General features: G+C 65.4%; 16 protein-coding genes and 1 tRNA gene. 12 read left to right on the top strand and 5 right to left on the bottom strand.

The window, feature by feature from the left end; translation table 11 throughout:
* Window positions 1–100: 100 nt before the first annotated feature.
* Genes ACLLJI_RS14910 through ACLLJI_RS14900 form a run of 3 tightly spaced genes read left to right on the top strand, consistent with a single transcriptional unit; the run spans window position 101 to window position 7,601 of the window.
* Window positions 101–547 carry an MGMT family protein gene (locus ACLLJI_RS14910; protein ID WP_434613729.1) on the top strand — a complete coding sequence of 149 codons (447 nt, stop codon included), beginning with the start codon at window positions 101–103 and terminating at the stop codon, window positions 545–547.
* Window positions 544–3,924, top strand: coding sequence for an ATP-dependent helicase (locus ACLLJI_RS14905; protein ID WP_434613726.1), 3,381 nt, complete (start codon window positions 544–546; stop codon window positions 3,922–3,924). Before ACLLJI_RS14910 ends, ACLLJI_RS14905 begins: the two co-directional genes overlap by 4 nt.
* Window positions 3,921–7,601, top strand: coding sequence for an ATP-dependent helicase (locus ACLLJI_RS14900; RefSeq protein ID WP_434613723.1), 3,681 nt, complete (start codon window positions 3,921–3,923; stop codon window positions 7,599–7,601). Before ACLLJI_RS14905 ends, ACLLJI_RS14900 begins: the two co-directional genes overlap by 4 nt.
* Here the strand turns inward: ACLLJI_RS14900 and ACLLJI_RS14895 are convergent.
* Window positions 7,593–8,999 carry a macrolide 2'-phosphotransferase gene (locus ACLLJI_RS14895; RefSeq protein WP_434613720.1) on the bottom strand — a complete coding sequence of 469 codons (1,407 nt, stop codon included), beginning with the start codon at window positions 8,997–8,999 and terminating at the stop codon, window positions 7,593–7,595. The two genes, ACLLJI_RS14900 and ACLLJI_RS14895, sit on opposite strands and share 9 nt — an antisense overlap.
* Window positions 9,000–9,151: 152 nt before the next feature.
* On the opposite strand from ACLLJI_RS14895, the gene nudC reads away from it, so the two are divergent.
* Both nudC and ACLLJI_RS14885 read left to right on the top strand, forming a co-directional pair.
* Window positions 9,152–10,306, top strand: coding sequence for an NAD(+) diphosphatase (gene nudC / locus ACLLJI_RS14890; protein ID WP_434613717.1), 1,155 nt, complete (start codon window positions 9,152–9,154; stop codon window positions 10,304–10,306).
* Complete coding sequence (locus ACLLJI_RS14885) at window positions 10,303–12,459, top strand: ATP-dependent DNA helicase UvrD2 (RefSeq protein WP_434613714.1); 2,157 nt, start codon at window positions 10,303–10,305, stop codon at window positions 12,457–12,459. The genes nudC and ACLLJI_RS14885 overlap by 4 nt, the downstream gene beginning before the upstream one ends.
* Here ACLLJI_RS14885 and ACLLJI_RS14880 read toward each other — a convergent pair.
* On the bottom strand, window positions 12,411–13,619 hold the full coding sequence (locus ACLLJI_RS14880) for a ThiF family adenylyltransferase (RefSeq protein ID WP_434613712.1): 1,209 nt from the start codon (window positions 13,617–13,619) through the stop codon (window positions 12,411–12,413). The two genes, ACLLJI_RS14885 and ACLLJI_RS14880, sit on opposite strands and share 49 nt — an antisense overlap.
* 147 nt (window positions 13,620–13,766) lie before the next feature.
* On the opposite strand from ACLLJI_RS14880, the gene ACLLJI_RS14875 reads away from it, so the two are divergent.
* A complete protein-coding gene (locus tag ACLLJI_RS14875) occupies window positions 13,767–14,411 on the top strand; it encodes a M48 metallopeptidase family protein (protein ID WP_434613709.1) in 645 nt (214 codons plus the stop codon).
* Between the two features lie 278 nt (window positions 14,412–14,689).
* On the opposite strand, the gene ACLLJI_RS14870 is transcribed toward ACLLJI_RS14875, so the two are convergent.
* Window positions 14,690–16,234, bottom strand: a complete 1,545-nt coding sequence (locus tag ACLLJI_RS14870) for a zinc-dependent metalloprotease (protein WP_434613706.1) — start codon at window positions 16,232–16,234, stop codon at window positions 14,690–14,692.
* A gap of 404 nt (window positions 16,235–16,638) precedes the next feature.
* On the opposite strand from ACLLJI_RS14870, the gene ACLLJI_RS14865 reads away from it, so the two are divergent.
* The 4 genes from ACLLJI_RS14865 (at window position 16,639) to ACLLJI_RS14850 (ending at window position 22,109) form a co-directional block, all read left to right on the top strand.
* Entirely contained in the window at window positions 16,639–17,790 is a 1,152-nt protein-coding gene (locus ACLLJI_RS14865; protein ID WP_434613703.1) for a YlbL family protein, read from the top strand.
* A gap of 78 nt (window positions 17,791–17,868) precedes the next feature.
* Window positions 17,869–20,901 carry a UPF0182 family membrane protein gene (locus ACLLJI_RS14860; RefSeq protein ID WP_434613700.1) on the top strand — a complete coding sequence of 1,011 codons (3,033 nt, stop codon included), beginning with the start codon at window positions 17,869–17,871 and terminating at the stop codon, window positions 20,899–20,901.
* Window positions 20,902–21,050: 149 nt separating this feature from the next.
* Window positions 21,051–21,127: transfer RNA gene (locus ACLLJI_RS14855), tRNA-Met, on the top strand.
* A gap of 637 nt (window positions 21,128–21,764) precedes the next feature.
* Window positions 21,765–22,109, top strand: coding sequence for a hypothetical protein (locus ACLLJI_RS14850; RefSeq protein WP_434613697.1), 345 nt, complete (start codon window positions 21,765–21,767; stop codon window positions 22,107–22,109).
* 510 nt (window positions 22,110–22,619) lie between these two features.
* Here the strand turns inward: ACLLJI_RS14850 and ACLLJI_RS14845 are convergent.
* Complete coding sequence (locus ACLLJI_RS14845; protein ID WP_434613694.1) at window positions 22,620–23,921, bottom strand: ISL3 family transposase; 1,302 nt, start codon at window positions 23,919–23,921, stop codon at window positions 22,620–22,622.
* Between the two features lie 177 nt (window positions 23,922–24,098).
* Window positions 24,099–24,611, bottom strand: coding sequence for a MarR family winged helix-turn-helix transcriptional regulator (locus ACLLJI_RS14840; protein ID WP_283559523.1), 513 nt, complete (start codon window positions 24,609–24,611; stop codon window positions 24,099–24,101).
* Window positions 24,612–24,823: 212 nt separating this feature from the next.
* On the opposite strand from ACLLJI_RS14840, the gene ACLLJI_RS14835 reads away from it, so the two are divergent.
* Window positions 24,824–25,651, top strand: a complete 828-nt coding sequence (locus ACLLJI_RS14835; protein WP_434613691.1) for an electron transfer flavoprotein subunit beta/FixA family protein — start codon at window positions 24,824–24,826, stop codon at window positions 25,649–25,651.
* 12 nt (window positions 25,652–25,663) lie between these two features.
* Window positions 25,664–26,635, top strand: coding sequence for an electron transfer flavoprotein subunit alpha/FixB family protein (locus tag ACLLJI_RS14830; protein WP_283559409.1), 972 nt, complete (start codon window positions 25,664–25,666; stop codon window positions 26,633–26,635).
* Window position 26,636 lies beyond the last annotated feature (1 nt).

The following is a 26,636-nucleotide window of genomic DNA, read 5'->3' as shown; positions in this document are numbered from 1 at the left end:
ACCGTACCGGCCGGCACCGACACTTCTTTCAACGCCCGCCGTGGGGTGCGACTCCCGTTTTGCCGCCATTGCGTCGCATCCTCCCGTTAGGCTGGAGAATATGCGTGCCGAGTTCATAAATGCGGTGCTGGAAGTGGTGGACCTTATTCCCTCCGGTGCCGTCCTCTCCTATGGAGATATTGCCGTGCTGCTGGACGACGGCGGCCCGCGGCAGGTGGGGTCCGTCATGTCCCATTACGGCAGTTCAGTGCCTTGGTGGCGGGTGGTAAGGGCCGGCGGCCAGCCGCCGGTCTGCCACGACGCGCGCGCTCTGGAGCACTACCGCGCGGAGGCGACGGCGCTGAAAGGGAGTGGGGGCTCCGGCGACGCGCGGACGGCTGGCGAGTCCCGGGCCGAGGAGGGCTGGCGGGTGGACATCGGCGCGGCACGCTGGCAGCCTTCCAACGACGATTTTGTGCTGCTCGACGGCATCCGGGACCGGTTGGCGGCGGGTAAAATGCCTGAGGCTCGGAAAATGTCAGAGCCTCATGATGAAGTTGTTTCATGATGCAGACGCCACTTCTCGAGCTGGTGCGCCCGGCCGCGGTTTCGGTTCAGGCGCCGGAACTCAGCGCCGACCAGGCGGCGGTGGTCGGGCTGGCGTCGGGAACCGGCCCCGTGCTGATCTGGGGTGCGCCGGGGACCGGTAAATCGACCGTGCTGGTGGAAGCGGCCGTCAAACGGATAGAGGCCGACGGCGTCGACCCCGCGGGTGTGCTGCTGCTGGGTCCCTCGCGGCTGGCCGCATCCGGGCTGCGCGACCGCCTGAGCGCCCGGCTGGACCGGAGCCTGAGCACCTCTCCGGCCCGCACCTGGGCTTCTTACGCCTTTGATGTGCTGCGCCGCGCGAAGGTGGAGGGCCGGTTGCCGCATCTGGAGCGGGCACCGAAGCTGCTCAGCGGCCCTGAGCAGGACCTGATCATCAAGGAACTGCTGGACGGTCACAGGCTGGGGATCGGCCGGGCACCGGCATGGCCGGAGGATCTGCGGGAGGCGCTCGGCACCCGCGGTTTCCGGCAGGAAATCCGGCAGCTTTTTGACCGCGTGATCGAGTACGGACTGGCACCGGAGGAGTTGGCCGCCCTGGGTGTGTCGAACGGCCGGCAGGACTGGATTGCCGCCGCGGACCTGTATGGCGAATACCGGGATGTTGTGGACTGGGGCAAGTCGGGCTCCTTTGACCCCGCCGGCATCATCACAGCCGTCATCGGGCTCTTCGAATCGGATACGGAGTATCTCGACCGGGAGCGGGACCGCCTGCAGCTGATCCTGGTGGACGATATCCAGGAAGCGAACCAGGCCGTGCACCGTCTGCTCGAGCTGCTGGGCCGGGGCAAGGACGTCCTGATCACAGGCTGCCCGGACACCGTGGTGCAGGGCTTCCGTGGTGCGCGTCCGGACCTCGCAGGGAAGATCCGCGAGCGTCTGGCCGGCAGTGGGGGCGTCACGGAGGCCGTGCTGAGCACCTCGCATCGCCTGAATCCGGAACTGGCGCGGGCTTGGGGGGCTGTTGCCGAGCGGATTTCGCTCAGCAGGGGAGGCCATAAGGCGCGGATCCTTCAGGGGAAGCCGGGTCCCGGGAGGTGTCCTGCTGCCGATGCGGATACTGACACCGGTCCGGATGCGGGCCCGTACGCACGTACGCATGCGGGCGTGCGCGAGCCGACGGAGTCTGCGGCGGCTCTGACCGCACACCTGGTGGCCTCGGAGATCCATGAACTTCGGTTGGTGGCGGAACGAATTCTTGATCTGCAGCATTATGGGAAGCGACGGCTCGCAGACATCGCCGTGATCGTCCGGACCGGTTCCCAGCTGGCGCAGCTGCAGCGTTATTTGAGCGGCCAGGGTATTTCCGTCAAGGTGCCGGTGGCGGAGAATGCCGTCCGCGACGAAGCAGCAGTGCAGCCGCTGCTGGATGCCTTCCGCGTGGTGCTGGACCCGGAGCGCCTTGATGCCGAGCTGGCGGTCTCCCTGCTGACCTCTCGGCTGGGCAGGTCAACGGCGATCAGCCTGCGCCGGCTTCGCCAGGCGCTACGGCGGGAAGAGCTGATCGGTGGCAGTGGCCGGGCCAGCGATAGTTTACTGATCGAGGCGCTGCTGCATCCGGCCGCGCTCTCCCAGCTTGGCTGGGAAGGGAAGAACGCTGCCCGGATGGGCCGGATGCTGGCCGCCGGGCAAAAGGCTTTGGAGGATCCCGGGGCCAATGCGGAAACGGTTCTGTGGGCCCTCTGGGAGGAATCCGGCTGCTCCGATTACTGGGCGGCGCAGGCCCTGGCCGGCGGTCCGGCGGGCATACGTGCCGATCGGGATCTGGACGCCATCATGGCACTCTTCCAGACAGCCGAGCGCTACGTGGATCAACTGCCGGGATCAAGTCCGCGGCAGTTCTTGGAGTACCTGCTGAATCAGGAACTGCCGATGGACACGCTGGCGGCCCGGGCCCAGCGCAGCGACGCGGTGGAAATCCTCACACCGGCCAGTGCAGCCGGGCGCGAATGGCCGGTGGTGATCGTGGCCGGGCTGCAGGAAGGCATCTGGCCCAATACACGTCTGCGCGGTGAATTGCTGGGCAGTCAGCTGCTCGTGGATGTACTGGAGCGCGGTGCGGCGGCGGCCCACCAGCTGGGCCCCGCCGCCCGGTTGCGGGAGATCCGCTATGACGAATTGCGCAGCTTCTCCACCGCCATTTCCCGCGCAAGCGAACGGCTGATCTGTACGGCGGCGTCCTCCGCGGATCTCCAGCCGTCGCAGTTCCTGGACATCGTTGCGCCGTGGGAGCCGCGGCCCGGCAGCAGCATGCAGACCCGCCCGGTGGAACAGGTCAGCCGGCCCATGACGCTGCGCTCGCTGGTGGCGGAACTGCGCCAGGAATCGGAGACAGCTGCGGATCCGGAAGCAGCCAGGGTGCTGGCCGTCCTCACCGAGGCCCGAGCGCCCGGCGCATCACCGGAGACGTGGTGGGGACTCGCACCGCTGACGTCCGAGGCCGCCATTGTGCCGGGCGATGAACCGGTCAACGTCTCACCTTCCCGGATGGAGGCGGTACTGAAGTCTCCGCTCAACTGGTTTATCCAGGCCGCAGGTGGAGAGGCCGCGACCGACTTTGCCCGCAGCCTGGGCACCCTGGTGCACTCGATTGCCCAGGAACACCCCGATGCGGGCGGCCATCAATACATTGCCGAACTTCAGCGCCGCTGGCCAACTTTGGGGATGAAAGACACATGGGAGGGAAAGCTGGACCTTAAACGCGCGGAGGAAATGGTCCGCAAACTGGCCCTCTATGTCATTCAGATGCGCTCCGAGGGACGCAGCCTGCTGGCTGTGGAACAGGACTTCAGCGTGGACATTCCTGCAGACGACATTTTTACTGAGGCACCACCCGCGGGAGACCCGCCGGCAGTCAGCACTGCCGCCACGGACCCGGGGGCCGCAGACGACGTGCGGCAGCGAATGGTCAGGCTCCGCGGTCAGGTGGACCGGCTGGAAATTGATGGCGAGGGAAACCTCGTGATCATCGATCTTAAGACTGGACGGCGCAAGCCGAAAGCTGCCGAGCTGGCCGATCATCCGCAGCTCGGTGCCTACCAGGCCGCCGTGGCTGCCGGCGCCTTTACCGGACTGGACGGCGTTCCCGCAGGCGCGGGCACCGGCGGGGCCCGGCTGGCCCAATTGGGGGACGGTACCAGATCGCTGAACGTGCAGGAGCAGGAGTCCTTGGAGGCCAAGGCCGACTGGGCGACCCCGCTGGTCCGCAGGGCCGCAGGCCTGATGTCCGGATCCACCTTCATGGCAATCCATGATCCCAAGGGCGGCAGCTTCAACGGCAGCTGCCCGGTCCCCGAAGTCTGCCCCCTTTGCAGTGCAGGAAAGCAGATCACCGAATGAGCACCGACCTCACTGAAGTCCCCAACAGCCCGAGCGGAGTCACCACCGGTCCAAGCAGCACCGATGCTGGGAGCAGGCCCGCTGCTGGGAGCAGCCCCGAGGTCGGGGGCCGCACAAATGCCGGGAGTGGCACCGGTGCAACCTATTCCACAGGCGCTGCGGCGGTCGCGGGCAGCGGGGTTCCGGAAAAGACGGACATCTCGCCATATGAGCTCGCCGAACTGCTGGGCCAGTTTCCACCCACCGACGAACAGGCCGTCATTATCGCGTCGCCGCTGGAGCCGTTGCTGGTGATCGCCGGGGCCGGGTCAGGGAAGACCACCACGATGGCCGACCGGGTTGTCTGGCTGGTGGCCAACGGTTACGTTCTGCCGGAGGAAATCCTGGGCGTGACATTCACGCGTAAGGCAGCGGGTGAACTTGCTGGGCGGATCCGCCGCCAGTTGACAAAGCTTGCCGCACTGTCGCGGTCAGGGAAAATTGCGGACTCCGGTGCCGCTGCTGGGGATGCACTCGAGCCGAAGGTCTCCACTTATCATTCCTATGCCAGCGGCATCGTCACCGATTACGGTCTTCGGCTGGGGATTGAGCGCGATGCGGTGGTACTCGGAGCCGCCGAATCCTGGCAGCTGGCCAGTCAGGTGGTCGAAGGCTATGACGGCGCCTATGAGCATTTTTCCGCCGCCAAGTCGACTCTGGTCAAAGCCGTGATGGATCTGGCCGGTGAATGTGCCGAACACCTGCAGGACCCGGAATTTGTCCGTGCCATGGTGAAGGCCTACGCAGACCAGTTGGCTGCCATGCCCTATCTGGACGGGAAGATCCGGGCCTCGACCAAGGGGGTAACGGATCTGATCGATGTGCTGCGGACCCGGGGAAGTGTCGCGGAGATGGTCGGGCGGTACGCGGCCGCCAAGCGCAACCGCAACGCCCTCGATTATGGAGACCTGGTGGCGCTCGCGGCCCGGATTGCCGATCAGGTGCCGCAGGCAGTAGAGCTGGAGCGGCAGCGGTTTAAGGTGGTGTTGCTGGACGAATTCCAGGACACCTCGCACGCCCAGCTCCAGCTGTTCGCCAAGCTTTTCGGCGGTGGCCATCCGGTGACAGCGGTCGGGGATCCGCACCAATCCATCTACGGCTTCCGCGGGGCATCGGCCGGCCAGCTCTTCCGTTTCCCGGACATATTCCGTAGGGCCGGGGGTGGGTCCGCGGCAACGGCGGAACTGACAACGGCGTGGCGGAATTCCATCAATATCCTCAACGCAGCCAATGTCATGTCCGAGGTGCTGAATTCGGCCCAGCGCCGCCGGGCGGCCAGCCGCCGGGCCACCGTCAGCCGGGTCCCGGGGCCTGCGGTGAGCGTATCCCCGCTGCGGCAGAAGACCGACGCCGGGGTGGGCAGGGTGCTGTTGGCGCGTTACGCCACCGTGGTGGACGAGGCGGACGCGGTCGCCGAGAGCATTCTGGAACAGAAGGACTTCCGCAGCGTCCGAAGCCCGGCGGCCGGCCGGAGCCCGGCCGCGGCGGAACAAGAGCCGACGACGGTAGCCGTTCTGTGCCGCCGTCGTGCGCAGTTCGCTCCGCTGCAGACTGCCCTTGAATCGAATGGAATCCCCTACGAGATCGTGGGCCTCGGCGGCCTGCTGGGGACTCCCGAGATCGTGGATCTGGTCGCAACCTTGCGGGTGCTGGCCGATCCGGGTCGTTCCGACTCGCTGATGCGGCTGCTCACCGGGGCGCGCTGGCGGCTTGGCCCGGCGGATTTGATGGCGCTGGCAGACTGGTCCCGATATCTGGCCCGGCAGCGCGAATACGGTGCAAGTCCCGCTGCGGGACCGGACGCCCCGGATGTACCGGACGCAGCGGACGCAGGAACGGATCGGCGGGACAAATTGGCTCAGGAGGGGACCCCGCAGGAGGATGTGACTGTTGAACTTGACCTGGTGGACGGCTCCAGCCTGGTCGAGGGGCTGGACCAACTGAAACGCGATTTCTGGCCCGAACGGCTTAACCGCACCCTGACAGATGCCGGTTTGGCACGGCTGCTGGCACTGCGGGACGAACTCCGCTACCTGCGCGGCTTTGTCGGCGATGACCTGACCACCTTGCTGGGGGAGGTGGAGCGGACCATGCTGCTGGACATCGAGCTCGCGGCCAAGCCGAATTCCAGCATCCACCATGCGCGCCGTAACCTCGACGCCTTTCAGGATGCGGCAGCCGACTTCATGCAGGCCGCCGAGCGGGTGGACCTGATGGCCTTTCTGGGCTGGCTCGAAACGGCTGAATCCGAGGAAGGCGGACTGGAAATGACTCAGCCCGAGGTCAACCTGGATGCCGTCCAGCTGCTGACCGTCCATGCCTCCAAAGGACTGGAATGGGACGTCGTCTACGTTCCCGGACTTAATGAGGGCGCTTTCCCCAGCGGCAAGGCGGACCGCTGGTCGCAGGGAGCGGCATCCTTGCCGTGGCCGCTCCGCGGGGACCGGGACGACCTGCCGGAATGGGATCTGTCCTGGCCGGATCAGAAGGGCTGGCTGGACAGCGAGAAGCTCTATGCGGAGGATGTCAAGGCCCACGGTGAAGAGGAGGAACGGCGTCTCGCGTATGTGGCCTTTACCCGCGCCAAGAACTTCCTGATGTGCTCCTCCACGGCATGGAGCGCCGGGCGCGCCAAACCGGCCGGTGCGTCCGCCTTCCTGACCGAGCTGCTGCCACTGACAAAGCTGCATCCGGCTCAGGCTGTCCTGGGCCCCTGGTTGGCGGACTGTGAACCCGGCGAAGAGAACCCGCTGACGGCGGGACTGGAAACCGCGCAGTGGCCCTATGACCCGCTGGAAGGTCCGGACATCCAGGGCCGCCCGGGGTCAGCACGGAAGGCTGGCCGGCGTCGCGCGGTCGAGGCGTCCGCGAGCGCCGTCATGCTGGAGCTGCACACCCTCGCGGACCACTCGCCCGGGAGAGACTCTCGTCTGCGGACGGCGGATTTTCTGGCGCGGAATCCACGTTGGGGCAAGGAAGCCGCTCTGTTGCTGGCGCAGCGCCGGCTCGCGTCGGATGTGGAGCGGGTGGAGCTGCCGGCCCACATCTCAGCGTCCCTGCTCGTTGATCTCGGGGACGACGCGGCCGCGGTGACGCGGGCCCTGCGCCGGCCCGTTCCGCGCAAGCCCGGAATGGCCGCACGGAAAGGCACGGCGTTCCACGCCTGGGTGGAGGAATTCTTCGGTCAGGCCGGTCAGCTGGACCTCGATGAGGTCCCTGGCGCGGACAGCCATGTCGATGAAGCTTATGGGCTGGGCGACATGCAGGAAACCTTCCGGGCATCCGCCTGGGGGCACCGCACACCGGAAACGCTGGAGGTGCCCGTCGAGACGCGGGTCGGAGACGTTGTAGTCCGCGGGCGGATCGATGCGGTGTTCCGAGACGACGACGGCGCCTGGGACCTGATCGATTGGAAGACCGGGCGGGTTCCGTCCGCCACTGGGCTGGGCGCCCGTTCCGTGCAGCTGGCCGTCTACCGGTTGGCGTGGGCCAGGCTCAAGGGGGTCCCCGTGCAGGACGTCCGGGCGGCGTTCTATTACGTGGGGCAGGATAAACTGATCCGCCCGCACGATCTGGCGGGCGAGGCCGAGCTGGAACGCATCGTCAGCTCGGCCTATACGGCCGATGGCTCAGACTGAATGCAGTGGAATAACCTTCATCGCGGTGGTGCTGGTGTCTTCGGCGCTGGTCTTTTCGGCGCTGGTGCCTTCCGGTGTGCCGACGGCGGTATCCCCGGCGGCTGAACCGGGAAGGACGGTGGCAGCGTCGCCGTCATCGCCCGGCTTAGCATCCTCTCTTCTGTCCTGTCCGTTGCCCGGGCTGGGAGCAGGGGCCGTGGCCGTGTCCGTCCCGGAGACAGCGTCGGCCGGAACGGGTTCCACACTGATACTCGCCGCTGGGATCGTAGCTCCGGCGATTTTTCCCACTGTCACCTTGTGGCTGGCCTCGGCGTTGCTGCTCACCTCGGCAACACCGGCGCTACCGGCGGCGTCGTCGTCGTCGTCGTCGTCGTCGTCGTGACGACCATCCGTCTCCTTTGCGTTGGATGCGGGTACCGACCCCGTGACGGGCGCGGTTCCCGTGGCCGGCGTGGCAGGAATCTCGGGTTCGGTGCTGATCGGCTGGCCACCGAACGTCGCGATATCGTTTTCCAGCGTACGGAGCATCTCCTCCGCCTCCGCCACCATCCGGGAGTCGTTGGCGGCGACCCCCTTGACCAGCCACTGCGCCAAGGCAAATTCGGCGGAAAGGGCCGCCCGTCGCAGCAGGTGACGGTCCGGGGATTCCTTGCGCGCCGCCGCATAGGCTTCCTGAACGGCGTCGACGAACGGCTGGTCATTAATGGCCACCAGCCAGGCAAAATCGTCCGCCGGGTCGCCGACCCGCAGATCAGTCCAACCCGTGACCGCCGTGACCCGCCGGTTCTCCACCAGCACGTTGTCCTCATGCAGGTCGCCATGCACCACGCAGGGACTGAAACGCCACAGTGCCACGTCTTCGAGCGCGTGCTCCCAGCGCCGCAACAAAGTGGCGGGAATTTTGCCGGTGGTAGCAGCCTGGTCCAACTCGTTCAGCCGGCGCTGGCGGAATTCATTGGCTGTATAGCTGGGCAGATCCGCGTTGTTCACGAGCCCGGGCGGCAAATCGTGGATGGCCGCCATCGTGGTCCCGATTTCCTTTGCCAGCGTGGTCCCACCGCCGGCCAGCTCCTCCACCGACCGCGGAGCACCGGATAAATGGGAATAGACAAAGGTGGTCAGCTCGCCGCGACGGACAGTCCCGGCCACGGTGGGCATCAGGAAGGGCAGTTCGGCGCGGATGCCTGGGGAGAAAGCCCGCAGCACCAGCAGCTCGGTTTCGAGCCGGGCGCTGGCCTCGGGATGTTTGGGGGACCGGACGCGCCAGCGCTTGCGGCCGGAATCAAGCAGCATGGCCGAATCGAAGTCGGCTGCATCATCCGGCTCCGGGGCGCAGGCAACGGGAGCCAGGCCGGGCACGGCGGCGGTCGCTACGGCGGCCAATTCGATGGGTGTCATTCGTCTCACCTCTCCACCGTAGGCGGACAGGCGGGGAACACGCTGTTGCGGCACGGCGAGTCGCGTGATCCGTTATTCTTCCCACACCATATTTGCCGGCGCGGAGCCGGTCGGGAATGTCAATTGTCTGTGCAACTGCGTACGGTAGATCTATGATCCAAACCGAACCGTTGCCGTGGGCCGAAACCGTCCTGGACCGGGCCTGCGGTCGCCGGTCGGCGCCTGGTTTTCTGGAGGAGTTGCTGGTCCGCCGGGAGGGAAAATGCATGGTTCTGATCGGCGGAAGAGCCCTCGTCCATCAGGACAGCATTGTTTTTTTGGATCCGAATGAGCTTCCGGCCCCCGAGCTGACCGTCTATTTGGGACGGACGACGGCGGCGGCAGACGACGGCGCAGCGCTCCCCGCCGCGTTCCCAGCGGAGCTCCCCGCGGAGCATGCGGGGGGCGACATGCCGGTCATCGCACTGGTCAACGCGCAGTCCAACGTACCGGCCAAGGTACCGCCGGTCGGCGCTCCGCTGAGGTATGGGCAGCTGGCGTTGGGCACCGACGTCCTGGTCGTGGTGCTGCCCGACGAGGCCTCCGGGGAAGCGCTGACCCAAGCTCCGGAGGGCAGCCGGCTGGCGGGGTACCGTGAGGTTGCCCTGAACCTGCCAGCCGCGGATGCCGGCATCTTCATCGAGGCGAGCGCCATCACCAATTGGCACCGGACCCATCAGCACTGTCCGCTGTGTGGCACGGCTACTGAGATCGAGGTGGCCGGCTGGGTGCGCCGCTGCCCGGCGGATAATTCGGAGCACTTTCCCCGCACCGATCCGGCCATTATTGTCGCCGTGGTCGGCCCGGATGACCGCATTCTGCTGGGGGGCGGGAGCAGCTGGGAGACAAACCGCTACTCGACCCTCGCCGGATTCGTCGAGCCCGGTGAGTCGCTGGAGCAGGCAGTGGTGCGGGAGATTGCAGAGGAGGTCGGTGTCCGGCTGCATAGCCCCCGGTACCTCGGCTCACAGGGCTGGCCCTTTCCCGCCTCGCTGATGCTCGGATTCACCGCCCAAACCGAGGATACGGTGGCAACGCCGGACGGGGTGGAAATCAGCCGCGCCCGCTGGTTCAGCAGGGCCGAAATCCAGCAGGCGGTCACCGCTGGCGAGGTGGTGATTTCGACCCGTACCTCCATTGCCAGGGCGCTGATCGAGCATTGGTACGGCGGCACGATCCAGGACGCCGCAGGGACACCGGAGCCGGCCGTCCAACCGAAGAGCGCCATACAGCGGGAGCACGCCGAAGGCAAGGCGGCCGGCGCATGACGGATGGAGCAACGCCCGTCATCGACGAGCGCACCCTCGAGGAACGAATCCTGGCCGGGCTCGATGACGAACAGCGCACCGTAGCGACGACGCTGACCGGGCCGATGTGTGTCCTGGCCGGTGCCGGCACCGGCAAGACCCGGGCCATCACGCACCGGATTGCCTACGGAGTCCATAGCGGCGTGTACAACCCGCAGCGGCTGCTCGCCGTGACCTTCACCGCGCGGGCCGCGGCGCAAATGCGGACCCGCCTTCGCGACCTCGGCGTCGGCAGCGTCCAGGCCCGGACCTTCCACGCCGCCGCGCTGCGGCAACTGCAGTTTTTCTGGCCCCAAGCCGTCGGCGGGGCCATCCCCGGCCTGCTTGATCATAAGGCGCAGCTCATTGCCGAGGCTGCCCGCCGGTTGCGGCTGTCCTCCGACCGTGCCTCTATCCGTGACCTTGCCGCCGAGATTGAGTGGGCAAAGGTTTCCATGCTTACCCCGGAGACGTACCTGACGCAGGCACAGGACCGCGGCGAACCCGGCGGGCTGGACCGGACCGCCGTCGGCCGTCTTTTTCAGGCCTATGAGGATGTAAAGACGGACCGGAACGTCATTGACTTTGAGGATGTTCTGCTGATCACGGTGGGTATCCTGCAGGAGGATCCACGCGTCGCTGCCACCGTTCGGGAGCAATACCGGCACTTTGTCGTGGACGAGTACCAGGACGTTTCGCCGCTGCAGCAGCGCATGCTGGACCTGTGGCTGGGCGGCCGAGAGGACTTGTGCGTCGTCGGCGATGCCAGCCAGACCATCTACTCCTTCACCGGCGCCACTTCGCGGCATCTGCTGGACTTTCCCGCCCGCTATCCCAAGGCGCAGCTGGTCAAGCTGGTCAGAGACTACCGGTCAACGCCGCAGGTCGTGCAGCTGGCGAATTCCCTGCTATCGGCCCGGCGGAGCGCCGGCCCTGTGGCCGACGCCGGCTGGTCCGCCCCGCTGCGCCTGGTGGCGCAGCGGCAAGAGGGTCCGGTACCGGAATTTGTCGAATGCAGCGACGACGAGGCCGAGGCCGCCGCCGTAGCGGCCCGCATCAAGGTGCTTATTGACAACGGGACACGGGCCAGTGGAATCGCGGTGCTGTTCCGGACCAACGGGCAGTCACAGGCCTATGAGCAGGCACTGGCCTCCGTCGGCGTCGGCTACCAGTTGCGCGGCGGTGAACGTTTCTTTGCCCGCAAGGAAGTCCGGGACGGCATTCTCCAGCTCCGGGCGGCCTCCCGTGCGGCCGAGAATGAGCCGGTGGGGCAGCTGGTCCGGGACGTGCTGGCCACCCTCGGCTACACCCATGATGCCCCACAGACCGGCGGCGCCGTCCGGGAACGCTGGGAATCCCTCGCCGCGCTGGTGGCGCTGGCCGATGAGCTGGTGGCCGTCCGCGGGTCCGCCGAGGGTGGCTTCAGTCTGGCCGACTTTGTGATGGAACTGCAGGAACGGTCCGTCGCCCAGCACGCTCCCACGGTCCAAGGCGTGACGCTGGCGTCGCTGCACGCCGCGAAGGGGCTGGAATGGGACGCGGTGTTCCTGGTCGGTTTGAGCGAGGGGCTGATGCCGATCTCGTTCGCGGACACCGCGGAGACAGTTGATGAGGAACGCCGTCTGCTGTACGTGGGGATCACCCGGGCCCGGGAATTCCTGGCGCTTTCCTGGTCGACCGCCCGGACGCCGGGGGGGCGGGCGAACCGCAAGCCATCCCGCTTCCTGGACGGGCTGCGGCCCAATTCCGCACGCCGGCCCGGGAGCTCGGGTACAGTTTCGCCGTCGAGCCCGGCGCCCCGGAAGAGCAGAAAATCCGCTTCTCCATCGACCTGCCGGATCTGCGGCAAGATGCTTTCCTCCGGCGCTGAACGCAAGGTGGGCCGCTGCGCGGACTGCCCGCCCAGCTATGAGGAGGCAACGTTTGACGCGCTCCGCCAATGGCGGCTGTTGGAGGCCAAGCAGGCCGAGATTCCGGCCTTCGTCGTCTTCACCGACGCAACGCTGGTGGCCATCGCGGAGGCACGGCCGCAGTCCGCGGACGAGCTCGCAGGGCTCCCCGGTGTGGGCCCGGCAAAACTGGAACGCTATGGTGCATCGATCCTCGAAATTCTGACGACGGACGCTTCCAGCTGACGGTCCCGCCACCGAGTCGGGGAAGCCAACATACTGGCGCTATCTCCGCATCCCGTGGCACGTGCGCTGATGCCGACACGATCGCTCCCGGGTGCGGGCCGGCCGTTGGTCTGGAGCTGGCGTTGGAACTGGCAGCCGCATTCCGGATGCGGGGGATAGCTGCGCTGCAGCCACGCACCATCTGAGGCACGCAGCGTCAGCACGGCCGACCAACTAGCGGGGCGGTTGATGCAGTCCAGATAGAGCAGGGCCTGGCGCGCGGCAGAACCGGCGGCGCACAACGCCATCGAACTCTCTTCCACAGCTGTCGCCTGACTGCGTGTGGCGGGGTCCGTCAACTGCCCACAGATCTGCGGCCATTGCGGGTCTGCCGCGGCGCGGTGCCGTTCCACGCATTCACCGCACGCTGTCTCACCTGGAATCACCAGCGGTCCCACGGTGGCATCCTGTTCGCGCTGCAGCACGATCAGATGCGGTTGGTCGCGGCTCATCAATTGGGCCGAGGCTGCCGGGTCGACGGCGTCATGCCCCGCGTAAATCACCAGATCGAGGGTCTGGAAGTCCGAACCGCCGTTCTGCATCGAGCGGACCACGTGTGACTGGCAGCCGGGGTCCAGGCTCAAGAGCTGACGTCGGAGCGCTGCCGCGCGGTTCATTCCGATATCGGTCAGCCTGTAGGCTCCCGGACCGATATCCGCCGGCGCCACCGGCGCAGCGTCCTCAAGCAAAATGGTGCCGACGCCGGCTCCCACCAGCCCCTGCGCCAGGGCTGCACCGGTTCGCCCCAGACCAATAATCCGCAGTACCGCGTTTCCGCGTCCGGCCAGCGGACGCAGGGCCGCGGAGCCGTAGACGGCGGCGGCCAGGGCGGCATCTCCGGCGAGCCGCTCCCCCCGGAAACCCGGCGGCGCCAGGGGTACCGTGTCGTCGAACAGCACGGTGGACAGCGAACCGATGATCTGTTGTGCCCGGGGTGTGGCCAGCCGTGCCCGGGCCGCGGTGTCCGCCACCGTTGTGCTGCCGGTGCCCTCGCGCAGCAGCCGGATAAAGGCACTGTCTGCTGGGGTGAGGCCTTCGAGAATAACACCGCCGGGTCCCAAGCCGACCTGCAACATATGGGTGTCTCTGGAAACGATCCGCAGACCGGGATTGATTTTCATGATTCCTCCGGCGTTCCGACGGGGACCGGAGGAGCCGTGTGCCATCCGGATAGCACGATCGTGGCACAGCACGGCGGCCGCCGTGCGGTTATCCACAGGCGCGGAGCCGAATGGAATGTTGTCAGCCACGGGTTGTAACGTCGGAGTATGTCTTCCGACCGGACACCCGTTCCCCATCTCACTGCCGGCGGTGCACCGGTGCTTGTCCGGAGGTCGGCCCGGCGCCGGCGCACCGTGGCCGCATTTTGGGAGGGCGGGACAGCCGTGGTGGCAATTCCCGCGCATTTCAGCTTGGCCCAGGAACGGCAGTGGGTCGCCAAGATGCTGGCCAAGCTGGACGCCAAAGGCTACGCTCCCGGGGCGCCCGGGGAAGCCGGGAACGGCACCTTCGAAAAACGCCGAGGCGGGTCCGACGGGGAGCTGATGGCACGCGCCGCAGAGCTTTCCGGCCGGTACCTGGAGGGCAAGGCGATTCCGGCCACCGTCCGTTGGGTTACCAACCAGAATTCGCGCTGGGGATCCGCAACCCCCGCAGAGCGGACCATCCGCTTGTCGGACAAGGTGCGCGGGATGCCCGGCTGGGTGGTCGACTATGTGCTCCTGCACGAGCTGTCACATCTGCTGGTGGCTTCCCACGGACCGGCATTCTGGGCACTGCTGCAGGGGTACCCGCAGCTGGAGCGCGCCAAGGCATTCCTCGATGGCGTCGCCTACGCAACATCCCGCGGTCTGCAGCCGGGCGGGACAGGCGATGAGGGCGAAGCCTGTACGGAGTCGGGTGGCGATGGGTAGGCCTACAGCGGTGAAGCCCAGCAAGGATGAAACCGGCGCCAGCAGCGCCGGAGCGTATTCGTTTGCCCGCCGGGTCGGATTCGATTTTGTCGGGCGGTGGCTGTCAGCCAACCGGTACTGGAATCCGCCAGCCGGTAACTCCCGGCCGGTCTGCATCGTCGGCCGCGCATGGCCTTACCTGCCGCGCTATGGCGGCAGGTAAGATTCGTCTGCGGTCGAAGCTGTCAGCCAGCCCACGGCAGAGCATGGCCTTCGCCGCCGCCGAGGACGGCAGCGGGCTAAGTCTGCGGGCGCGGACCTTCATCCGGCTCGGTACCGCCCGAATCGGTACCGCCCGGCTCGGTACCGCCCGAATCGGTACCGCACGGCTCGGTACTGCCCGGCTCGGTACTGCCCGAATTGGTACCGCCCGATTCCCCGGTATCCCTAGTGTCCGCTGCCTGTTCGCCCTGCTCCGGGGGCGTGTCCTGCGCCGCTGCGTCGGCATTTTGTTCAAAGTCCCCGGCGAGCAGCTTCTGCAGTGCGGCGTCGACGTCGGAATCGGAGGCATCCAGCAGCTTCCGGCGTTCGCCGAAACCCGAAGGGTCGTCGAGATCTTCAGCGGTCGGCAGCAGATCCGGATGTTGCCAGATCGCGTCACGGCCGGCGATTCCGCGTTGTTCCTTCAACGCAGCCCAGAGCGTAGCGGCTTCGCGCAGCCGCCGCGGACGCAGCTCCAGTCCCACCAGGGCGCCGAAGGCGTGCTCTGCCGGACCGCCCGTTGCCCGGCGGCGGCGCACGGTTTCGCGCAGCGCCGCGGCGGAGGGAAGGTTGCTGGCCGCTTCGAAGCTGAGCTCGTCCACCCATCCTTCAACGAGGGCCAGCGCCGTTTCCAGCTTGGCCAGAGCCGCATCTTGCTCCGGAGTGCGCTGCGGCATGAAAACGCCCTCGGACAGAGCGGCCTGAATGCCTTCCGGGTTACTGGGATCGAGGTCGCGTGCCAATTCCTCCATCCGGGACATGTCGATGTGAATTCCGCGGGCATACGATTCGATCGCCCCCAGCAGGTGTCCGCGCAACCACGGAACCTGGACAAAGAGCCGGGCATGCGCCGCCTCGCGCACCGCCAGGAACAGCCGCACATCCCGTTCCGGCAGGTCCAGCCCGGCACCGAAGGCGGCAACGTTGGCCGGAAGCAGTGCCATCTGCAGATCCGCAAGTGGCACGCCGATGTCGGTCGAACTGACCACCTCACGCGCCAGCGCACCCACGGCTTGACCCAGCTGCATGCCAAAGAGCGCCCCGCCCATGTTCTGCAGCATCGAGGACGCGCCGCCCATCATGGACTTCATTTCCTCCGGCAGCTGTTCGCCGAGGGTGCTGGAGAGGGCGAAAGCAATACTGTTGGCCACCGGCTCCGTGAGGCGCTTCCACGTGCCGAGCGTCTCTTCCACCCATTCCGCCCGCGACCATGCCCGCCCAATCAGGCCTGTACTCGGCAGGTCTGTGACCGGATCAAGCCACAGCTCCGCCAGCCGCAGCGCCTCGTCGACTTCGCGGGACTGTGCCGCTGTCACCGAGGGATCCCCGCCGGCCACGGCCTGCCGCGCGTTGTCGTGAGCCAGTTGCCAGTTCACGGGTTCATCACTCTGATTGCTCATCATCGCCTGAACCTGGGCGAAGAGCTGGGAAAGGACGTTCGGATCGTCCGGGAGACCGGCGGCTTTGGCCAGCGCCGCCGGATCAAAGCCCTCGATGCCTTGGCCGCCCATCAGATTGGCCAGCATTTCGGACAGCGGGTCCTTAGGTGTTTCGTCGTCGTTATTTGCTGGGTTCGAAGTCATCTGCGGCCGTTCCTTGGTGGATTTACTTCTTAACTTCACGTTACCGCCGCCCCGGTTCCTTGTCTGCCCGCCGCGTCCACCGTTCGCTACCGGCAAAGCCCAGTACGACGACGGCGGAACGGCGCCGCGCTCCCGTGCAGTTCCGCTGTGGTTCCCGTGCGCTTCCCTGGGGTTCGCTGGGGTTCCCTGCGGTTCCGCCGCGGTTCCCAAGGCGTTCCGCCGTGCTTCCCGTGCGGTTCCCTCTGGTCGCAGGCTGGCGGACCGGGGCCCCGATGCTTCCCCGAGCGCGAGGCCCGGCAATGGCCGCCAAACCGTTACAGCCGAACCCCTATCCGAGCACGTAGGCTAGGGGTTTGGACAAGTCAGGCAACGTGGCGGCAATTTCCGCAAGAGAGGTACAGGTTGTGAGCGATCCGAACACCGGGGGGCCCACCCAAGGGCAACCCATCGGAGGGCCCGCCGCTGCCTGGTCCGGTCCCTCCACTGTGCCGGCACCGCAGAGGCCCCGTGACGGCCGCTTCATCACGATGATAGTTTCCGGAGTACTGGCCGTCGCCCTGTGCATCGTGGCACTGAGCTTGCCGGTGCCGTATGTGATTGAATCCCCGGGGCCCACCTTCAACACCTTGGGCAAGGATAGCGGCAAGCCCGTCATCCAGGTCAGCGGGCATCAGACGTTCCCGGCCGACGGGCAGCTCGATCTCGTGACCGTTTCCGTCAGCGGCGGTCCGAACAGCAACGTGAACGTCGTCGAGGCGTACCGAGCCTGGCTGGACAGCAGCCGCTCGGTCATCCCGGAAGAGCTGCTGTACCCGCCGGGGACCAGCCAGCAGGAGATCAGCAGCCAGAACGCCGTCGCCATGACGACCTCGCAGGAAGACGCGACGGCGGCAGCCCTGACCCAGCTGAAGATCCCCTTCGACACCACGCTGGCGGTGGCGGCAATTCCCGAAGGCTCCGCCTCGCAGGGCCAGCTGGAGCCCGGCGACGTCCTGGTGTCCATCGACGGTACCCCGATCACGGACATCAAGGTCATCCAGGATGCTTTGGCCGGCGGCAACGGCAAGGCGATCAGCATGGAGGTGCGCCGCGGTTCCGATCTGCTGACCAAGACCATAATCCCGCAAAAGAGCACGGCAGGGAAGTATCTGCTGGGCATTGCGCTGCAGAACAACTTCAAGTTCCCCTTCGACGTCAACATCTCGCTAAGCAACGTGGGCGGCCCCAGCGCCGGAATGATGTTTGCCTTGGGCATAATCGACACCGTCACCTCCGGGGACCTCACCGGCGGTAAGCACTTCGCCGGGACCGGCACCATCGATCCGGCGGGTAACGTCGGAGCGATAGGCGGCATCGCCCAGAAAATGATCGGTGCCCGGCAAAGCGGGGCCACCGTCTTTCTGGCCCCGGCTGCGAACTGCGGCGAGGTGGTGGGGCACGTGCCCGCCGGCCTTCAGGTGGTCCGGGTAGCGACCCTGCAGCAGGCCGAAGATGCCGTGGCCCAGATCGCCGCCGGTCAAAACGATCCCGCACTGCCGACCTGCACGGCAGGTTGAAACCGCCATGACATAATCCTGGAATTTACAGCACAAAATGACATCATCACTCCCACCACCGACTAAACAGAGGTAAGCGTGACTTCCCGTCCTGCCAGTCCGAACAGACCCGCCAACATCCGACGCCGGCGCGGGCCGCTGCTGCCCACACTCCTCGTGGTGGCAGCTCTGGTCGTCGCATTCGTCTTCTTCGCTAACGTCTACACTGACGTCCTCTGGTATAACCAGCTCGGCTTTTTGGAAGTCTTCTGGCGTGAAAACGCCTCGCGCCTGCTGACCTTCCTGGTCGGGTTCCTGATCATGGGCGGTGGGGTTTACGCCTCCGTTAAAGTCGCCTACCGGGCCCGTCCGGTCTATGCCCCGGACAGCCAGGTCCAGGACAACCTGAACCACTACCAGGCTCAGCTGGAACCGGTCCGTCGGCTGGTCATGATCGGTGTGCCCGCCGTCTTCGCTTTGTTCGCCGGCACCGCTGCGGCCGGCCAGTGGCAGAAGGTATTGCTGTTCTTCTTCCAAGTGCCCTTCGGGCAGAAGGATCCGCAGTTCGGACTTGATCTGAGCTTTTACCTCAACACTCTGCCGTTCCTCGGATTTGTCATCGGGTTCCTGATCAGCGTGGTGCTCATTGCGGCCATCGCCGGCATCATGACGCACTATCTGTATGGGGCCATCAGGCTGCAGGAGCGCGGACTGTTCACCAGCCGCGCCGCACAGATCCACCTGGCCGTCCTCGCCGCCGTCTTCCTCGTTCTGCTGGCGATCAACTTCTGGCTGGACCGCTTCACCACGCTGCAGGACAACAGCGGTCTGCGGTCCGGCGCGATGTACACGGATGTCAACGCCGTCATCCCGACCAAAGCCATCCTGGCCGTTGCCGCGGGCCTGGTCGCGGTGTTGTTCATCGTGACCGCGGTCATCGGCCGCTGGCGGCTGCCGATCATCGGGACCGCGATGTTGATCATCACCTCGCTGCTGGCCGGCGGCATCTACCCCTGGGCGGTGCAGCAGTTCCAGGTCAAGCCTTCGGAGCAGTCGCTGGAGTCGGCGTATATCCAAAAGAACATCAACATGACCCGCTCGGCGTACGGTTTGGATAACGTCGAGGTGACCCCGTACAACGCGACGACGGACGCCACCCCGGGTGCGCTGCGGCAGGACGCGGAAACGGCAGCGAATATCCGCCTGCTGGATCCGAACCTGATCTCCACCACCTTTGGCCAGCTGGAACAGTACCGCCCGTACTACAAGTTCCCCAGCACGTTGAATGTGGACCGCTACACGATTGACGGCAAGGTCCAGGACACCGTCATCGCGGTGCGCGAACTGAACCCGAACGGCATCCCCACCGCCCAGCAGACCTGGTACAACAATCACCTGGTCTACACGCACGGCTACGGCGTGGTGGCCGCCTACGGAAATACGGCCACCGTTGATGGCAAGCCGGTATTCATGCAGTCCGGTGTGCCGTCGGTCGGCAAGCTGGGCACCGATACCAGCTACCAGCCGCGGATCTATTTCGGCCAGTTTTCACCCGATTACTCGATCGTGGGCGGCAACGCCGACGGTACACACGTTGAACTGGACCGGCCGCAGAGCTCGAGCGGAGGCACCGATTCCAACTCAACCTTCGCCGGCAACGGCGGACCGAACGTGGGTAACTGGTTCAACCGGCTGCTGTACTCCATCAGGTTCCAGTCCTCGGACCTGCTGCTGACCAATGGGGTCAACGACAAGTCCCAGATTCTCTATGACCGGACGCCGGAGGAGCGGGTTGCCAAGGTCGCGCCCTATCTGACCATCGACGGGAATCCGTACCCCGCCGTCATCGACGGGCGGGTCAAATGGATCGTGGACGGCTACACCACCAGCTCCGCGTACCCGTACGCGCAGCAACAGCAGCTGGAATCCGCCACCACGGATTCGCTGACGTCCAAGAACGGAACGGGCGCGCTGCCGAACAGCTCGATCAACTACATCCGCAATTCGGTCAAGGCCACAGTTGACGCCTATGATGGTTCGGTTTCCCTCTATGCCTGGGACGATCAGGATCCGATCCTCAAGGCCTGGCAGAAGGTGTTCCCGACGACGATCAAACCGTTTACGGAGATGTCCGGCGATCTGATGAGCCATGTGCGCTACCCGGAGGATCTCTTCAAGGTACAGCGCGAACTGCTGGGCCGTTATCACGTGACGGATCCGGGGAAGTTCTACCAAAACACCGAGGCGTGGAGCGTCCCGAACGATCCCACCTCGCCCACGGACAACGTTAAGCAGCCGCCGTACTACCTCTCCCTGCAGATGCCGGGCCAGGACAAGACGGCGTTCTCCCTGACCACATCCTTTATCCCGCAGTCCGTGCAGGGCACAGACTCACGGAACGTGCTCTACGGCTTCATGGCAGCGGATGCGGACGCCGGGAACGAAAAGGGGGTGAAGGCGGCCGGTTATGGCAAACTCAGACTGCTGGAGCTGCCCACGGAGACCCAGGTCCCCGGGCCCGGGCAGGTGCAAAACACCTTCACCTCCGACCCGTCCGTCTCGCAGCAGCTGAACGTGCTCCGGCTGGGCCAGTCCACCGTGATCAACGGTAACCTTCTGACCCTTCCGGTCGGCGGAGGACTCCTGTATGTACAGCCGGTTTACGTGAAGTCGAACGGTGAGACCTCGTATCCGACCCTGCAGCGCGTGCTGGTGGCATTCGGCAACAAGATCGGTTACGCGGCGACCCTGAACGAAGCGCTGGACCAGCTCTTCGGTGGTAATTCGGGTGCAGCGGCGGGCGACTCCCAAAAGCCCACCGGCACGGCGACGCCGGGAAGTTCGGGGACCGGCGGGACCGGTGGACCCGCCGTGGCTCCCGACCCGACGGCGCAGGCTTCGCTGACCCAGGCGCTGCAGGATGCCAACCAGGCAATCCAGGATGGACAGGCCGCGCTGGCCAAGAGCGACTTCGCCGCCTACGGTGCCGCCCAGACGAAGCTCAACGCGGCGATCGCTGCCGCGCTCGCGGCAGAGGCGAAGATGACGGGAACGCCGGCGGCCACGCCGTCAGCCGGCCCTTCGGGCGCCGCAACCGGTTCGCCGTCGTCGTCAGCCACCCCGTCCAAGTAGGCCTGGTGATCTGAGCTTAAAGCTTGGGAATTCGGGACGGATTCAACGAAACCGTCCCGAATTCCCGGGCCATGGTCCAGCAGGGAACATCTCGGCGGTCCTGGCCGATTTGGCCTCACCACGGCGCACAGGTAGAGTTGGTGATGCGACGCGGGGTGGAGCAGTTCGGTAGCTCGCTGGGCTCATAACCCAGAGGTCACAGGTTCAAATCCTGTCCCCGCAACCATGAAAGAGGCCCTGATTGGCGGAAACGCCGGTGAGGGCCTCTTTCTTTTACCTCGCGGCGTGGGTGATCCAGCTTTTAGCCGGCGTTTTCAGTCGACACCGTGACGCTGGTGGCGTCCATGGCAGGCGAAGGCTCCCAGCCCGGACCCTAGGCCTCGAGGATTCTCCTGGTGTCCGACTCGCAAATGCACCCTTCCGCTCCGCTAAGATGGCACGCCGGTGCGCCTCTGACTTCCCTTGCGGTCCCGTAAACGCCGGCTCGTCCCCGTACAGTCGAGCAGGTCGGCGTCCGGCGCCCAATGACGGGAAGGGAGGCAACGAGAACCTCCACCTCGCCGAGCGAACGGTTCGACGCGCAGGCAACCGGCGATCGAGGACGCCCTGAAAGAGCGCAGCTAAACGACGGCACAATGTCTGATGGCACGGATAAACCAAAGGCGTGACTTTCTGCATGTCGACGTCGCTCCGCACAGAAGGCGGGTGATCCGCTGTGCTGACGAAAATTACTGTAGCGGGGCGCCTCAGAACCGTCAGCCGTTCGATCCTTCCAGTTCACTCCGTTCGTCCGGGGTATTGCGGCGCCCGCTGATAAGGTTCACCCGGGCCGTTACGGCGTACAAAATCTAGCTGGAGGTAAGATGAGCACCGTTAAGAGCCTGTGGGCCATGGCCCAGGGAGACCCTACTTTCATGCGACGAGTCAATGGGTGGCTCGCGGTCTTTTGGCTCGTGATGATCCCGTTCTCGTTGTGGATGGGTTGGTTGGACTCGGTCATTTACGTCTCGGCACTTTCCCTTTGGGCACTCGTCTCGGGTCATTGGTCTGCCTGGCAGGCGGCACGCGTGGAGGTTCAGCAACAAGAAGATGCCAAGGCTCGCGAGAAGGAAGACCTGGTATCCGAGGTCGTTGCCGCCATCCTCGCCAAAACCAATCTGGAACGCGCACCCCACAATGCGCAAGCATCCGATGCTTCCCTGAATTGAACGCGCTTGCGCCGCACCGCGATTGCCGTGTCCCGGGAACCGACCTTCTTCCCCGCCTTGTCGCTGTCTGACGGGAAGCGACCGCCCCTGCCCAAGACAGGATTGCATCGATTAATTCACCTGCTTCCCGAAGAACGTCTGCGCTTGAACAGCGGCCGGGTAAATCCTGTACGATCAGCGCATGGGAATAGTAATTACACTGATAATTGTTGGAGTCGTCCTCCTCGTTTTGGGCATTGCCGTCAAAGCTGCGATGTTCCTGCTGTGGATCGGGATCGTAGTGCTTGTAGTTGGAGCCGTCATGGGGGTAATGCGTAGCGTGCGAAACCGCGCCTAACACACCGGTTCGCCCCTTACGATCGCCTGTTGGGGCCATGCCAAAGAACACCGAGAAGATGTGAAGTAAGTACGGGCGGCGTAATGTCGTCGCGGGTGGGTCGCGTCATGAGAGCCACAGTCACCGGAACCCCAACGCGGGCGCTTTTTGGGCTCTCCTGACACATCCGTGGGTCATTTCCGTCCCGGGAGCACCGGTTTACGGCCACCCAGGCTGAGCATGGCCAGGCTGATCAGGGCCTCGGGGGACTTGAACCCGAACGCCACCCGGGTGATCAGCCTGATCTTCGTATTCATGGATTCAATCCGTCCGTTCGACAGCCCGTGTTCGATGGATGCCAGGATGCTGTCGCGGTGCTTGACGATGGCCTTTTGGAGTTTCACGAAGGAGGGGATCCTGGATCTCCTGGCCCAGGACACCCATCGGTCCAGGGCCACCACGGCTTCGGCATAAGGGAGCTTGAAGACCGTGCGCAGCCCTTCCTTCAAGTAGTAGGCCCGGCCCAGGACGGGGTCGGTCTGCACGATCCAGGACAGCTTCGCCTGCTGCTTTTCGGTGAGGTCCTCGGGGTTCTTCCAGAGTGCGTAGCGGCTGTTCTTCAGCTTGGTGGCCCGCTCACTGTCGGGCCTCTCCGGCGCGACCTTGGGTGGTCGTCCGCGGCCACGGGCCGGTTCGTTCTCCCGGGCCGCTTTCCGTGCCCGGTTCCAGGCGGTGCGCCGCTCTGCATCCAGGGCGTCGGTGGCCCACATGACGATGTGGAACGGGTCGGCCACGCGGACCGCTTGGGGGCAGCGCGCGGCCACGACGGTGGCGATCCACTCGGCCGCATCCGCGGATACATGCGTGATCTCGGTGCACCGTTCGTCCCCCAGAGCGTCGAAGAACTTGCCCAGGGTGGCCTTGTCCCGTCCCGGCGAGGCCCAGATGAGCCGGCCCGAATCATGGTCCACGACCACGGTGAGGTACTTGTGTCCGCGCTTGTAAGAGATCTCGTCAATGCCAATGCGTGTCAGGTTCGCGAACGGGTCGAAGGTCGCGGCGGTGTCCTTCCAAACCCGATCGATGATCGAGCCCACGGTGCGCCAGGCGATGCGCATCAACTGGGTGACAGCGCTCTTGGAAGTCTGGGTGGCCAGCCAGGCGATCTGCTGGTCAAAGATCCTGGTGTGGCCAGCCTGGTGCCGGGCCCACGGGACGGCGGCGACGGTGACCCCGTGCTCGGGGCAGCGCACCCGCGGTGATTCGGCGACCAGGTAGGTTTCGATGGTTCCCAGATCCAGGGTCCGCCATCTCCTGGGACCACCGCCGCGGTCGTATCGGCGGCACCGCCTGGAACAGATCCCGCACCGGTTGCGCATGGACTTCATGGGGCTCACCAAGGCGATGAAAACACCGGTGTCCTCCTCGAAATCCAGACCCCGGACAATCGTTTTTTCGACACCCAGCAGGGTGCACCATATGCTTGATTTCTGCACGCCGTTTTCCAACCTCGATTTTTGTACCTTTGACAGTCAAAAATCCTAGGTAGAAAGCGGCGTGTGGTCGTTAAGGCGCGCAGGTCACGCCCACGGATATGTCACAAGAGCCGCTTTTTGCCTGTTTTGGGGTTCCGTTGTCTTTGCACAGCCCTCGGCTACGGTTCTTCCTTCCGGCTACAGGGGGTCCGGCGGAGTGGGTGGATCGACGAAGTCGCCGGAACCGCGCCGAAACTGCGCCAACGTCTGGACCAGACGTGTCAGGTCATCGGGCGGGATGCCAAGGCTGCGGAAGACATGTTCATTGAGACTGGCCGTGGCATCCTCCACCATGGCCCTGCCGAGGTCTGTCAGCAGCACCAAGGTGGCGCGTCCGTCCGTCGGGTGGGCGGATCTGCGCACCAGGCCATCCCGCTCCAACCTGTCCACCACGTTCGTCACGCTGGTCGGATGGACCTGCAGCCGGGCGCTCGCGCTTGCCATGGGCAGCAGCCCGTCCCGGCTGAAGCTGAGCAACCGCAGCATTTCAAAGCGCGCAAACGATAACCCAAGCGGCTTGAGTGCGGCATCCACGCGGGACAACATAATCTGTTGAGCGCGAATGATCGATGTGACGGCGGCCATTCCGTCGGCCGCGTCGGACCAGCCGTGCGAAATCCACAGCCGCTTGGCCTCGGCGATTGGGTCCATCGGCAACGGCGTTGCTGGGGGCACGTCGAAAGTCCTTTCACGAACGATTCCCGCCGGCACCGGGCGGGCGGCAAACACCGAGCCTCATCACAAAAAATACTCGGGACACATAGTAAATACTAGTAGTTCCTAGTATTCTCAGTGGTGAAGCATCAGTCATTGTGCATCAAAGGATTTTGCGCCGCAGGATTTTGCAACAAAGGAGTTGTTGAATGAAGATCGTCGTACTCGTAAAACAGGTGCCGGATACGGCGGAAGAGCGAAAGCTTGATCTGACGACGGGTCTGCTGGACCGTGATGCCGGCGACAGCGTTGTTGATGAGATCAACGAGCGGGCCCTTGAGGTGGCGCTGCGGGTCAAGGACGCGAATAAGAGTACCGAAGTGGTTGTCATGACGATGGGGCCGGACGGGGCAACCCAGGCATTGCGCAAGGCGCTTTCCATGGGTGCGGACTCCGGCGTGCACATCCTCGACGACTCCCTCGCGGGCGCGGACACCAAACGTACCGCGGCAGCACTCGCGGCTGGGCTGAAGGTCACCGGGTTCGACATCGTGCTCGCCGGCAACGAATCCACCGACGGCCGCGGCGGCGTTGTCCCGGCCATGGTGGCCGAGCACCTGGCCCTGCCGCTGCTTGGCTCATTGGTTTCCGCCGAGATCACCGAGGGAGCTGTACGCGGTGTTCGCCAGGGTGAGGGCGGCACATTGAATGTCCATGCGGCACTGCCCGCCATCGTGACCGTGACCGAAAGCTCCGCAGAGGCCCGGTTCCCGAATTTCAAGGGCATTCTGACCGCCAAGCGCAAGCCTGTCACTACACTGTCTGTGGCAGATCTGGGCAGCGCCGACCTCGGCAGCGCAGAGTTGGGCGGCGCAGGCCTGACGGGCTTCGGACCCGGTGCGGATGCCAGGGTCGGCAGCACGGTGGTTGTGTCCACCACCGAACGCACGGCCCGCGCTGCGGGCAGGAAAATCGTCGACGACGGAACCGCAGCCACCGAGCTGGCCGAGTTCCTTGTTGCAAACCGTCTGGTCTGAGGGAGGAAAAGAATGTCGAACGTTCTGGCACTTGTGGAAATGTCCCACCGCGGCGAAATCGCCGGCTCCACCCGCGGATTGCTTGCCGCAGCCGCGAAGTTGGGCACGCCGGTCGCCGTGGTTGCCACCGCCACGGCATTGACGGACGACGACGTCGCCCGGCTTGGCGGGCTGGGTGCGGCACAGATTTACGCTGCGGTGACAGCGGCGGCCGGTGCCGTTCTGGTGATCCCGGCGCTGGAAGCGTTGAGTGAGGCCGTCCGTGCTCTGCAGCCGTCCGCGGTCGTGCTGGCCAATTCCGTGGACGGGCGCGAGGTGGCCGCCCGGTTGGCTGTGCGAACCGGCGGCGGTCTGCTGGCCGACGCCGTGGACGTGCGCGCCGACGCCGGGAAAGTCGTGGCCCTGCACTCGGTTTTCGGGGGTGCGTACACCGTTGAATCCGCAGTGGACGTGGGGCTGCCCATCATCACCCTCCGTTCAGGTGCCATCGACGATCACGCACCCGCAGCCACCCCGGAGGTCAGTGCGGTTTCCCTGACGGTCGAACAGGGAAACGCTGCCGTCATTGACGGATTCAACGACGAAGCCGCCATTTTGGCCCGGCCGGAACTGCGCGGCGCGGCCACAGTGGTGTCCGGCGGCCGCGGCTTGGGTTCAGCGCAGAACTTTGTGCTGGTGGAGCAACTGGCCGACGCGTTGGGGGCCGCCGTCGGAGCCTCGCGCGCCGCCGTCGACGCCGGTTTTATTGGCCACACGGCGCAGGTCGGACAGACCGGTGCCAGTGTGTCCCCGCACCTGTATATCGCCTTGGGCATTTCTGGTGCCATCCAGCATCGGGCCGGCATGCAGACCGCCAAGACCATCGTGGCCATCAACAAGGACGGGGACGCACCCATCTTTGACGTGGCGGATTTTGGCATTGTGGGAGACGTCTTCACGGTGGTGCCGAAACTCATCGACGCTCTCAACGCCCGGACCAGCTGAC

Origin of the sequence: Arthrobacter sp. A5, assembly GCF_051131705.1 — a bacterium.
Lineage (GTDB): Bacteria > Actinomycetota > Actinomycetes > Actinomycetales > Micrococcaceae > Arthrobacter_M.
Note: the sequence above shows the minus strand (reverse complement) of the source record. Positions and strands in the feature narration are given on the sequence as shown.

Bases quoted from the DNA above. Each gene is read 5' to 3' on its own strand.
- ACLLJI_RS14905 (WP_434613726.1), top strand. From the start codon at position 544: ATGATGCAGACGCCACTTCTCGAGCTGGTGCGCCCGGCCGCGGTTTCG.
- ACLLJI_RS14900 (WP_434613723.1), top strand. From the start codon at position 3,921: ATGAGCACCGACCTCACTGAAGTCCCCAACAGCCCGAGCGGAGTCACC.
- ACLLJI_RS14910 (WP_434613729.1), top strand. From the start codon at position 101: ATGCGTGCCGAGTTCATAAATGCGGTGCTGGAAGTGGTGGACCTTATT.
- ACLLJI_RS14885 (WP_434613714.1), top strand. From the start codon at position 10,303: ATGACGGATGGAGCAACGCCCGTCATCGACGAGCGCACCCTCGAGGAA.
- ACLLJI_RS14850 (WP_434613697.1), top strand. From the start codon at position 21,765: ATGAGCACCGTTAAGAGCCTGTGGGCCATGGCCCAGGGAGACCCTACT.
- ACLLJI_RS14830 (WP_283559409.1), top strand. From the start codon at position 25,664: ATGTCGAACGTTCTGGCACTTGTGGAAATGTCCCACCGCGGCGAAATC.
- ACLLJI_RS14875 (WP_434613709.1), top strand. From the start codon at position 13,767: ATGTCTTCCGACCGGACACCCGTTCCCCATCTCACTGCCGGCGGTGCA.
- nudC (WP_434613717.1), top strand. From the start codon at position 9,152: ATGATCCAAACCGAACCGTTGCCGTGGGCCGAAACCGTCCTGGACCGG.
- ACLLJI_RS14870 (WP_434613706.1), bottom strand. From the start codon at position 16,234: ATGACTTCGAACCCAGCAAATAACGACGACGAAACACCTAAGGACCCG.
- ACLLJI_RS14880 (WP_434613712.1), bottom strand. From the start codon at position 13,619: ATGAAAATCAATCCCGGTCTGCGGATCGTTTCCAGAGACACCCATATG.
- ACLLJI_RS14835 (WP_434613691.1), top strand. From the start codon at position 24,824: ATGAAGATCGTCGTACTCGTAAAACAGGTGCCGGATACGGCGGAAGAG.
- ACLLJI_RS14895 (WP_434613720.1), bottom strand. From the start codon at position 8,999: ATGACACCCATCGAATTGGCCGCCGTAGCGACCGCCGCCGTGCCCGGC.
- ACLLJI_RS14840 (WP_283559523.1), bottom strand. From the start codon at position 24,611: ATGGACCCAATCGCCGAGGCCAAGCGGCTGTGGATTTCGCACGGCTGG.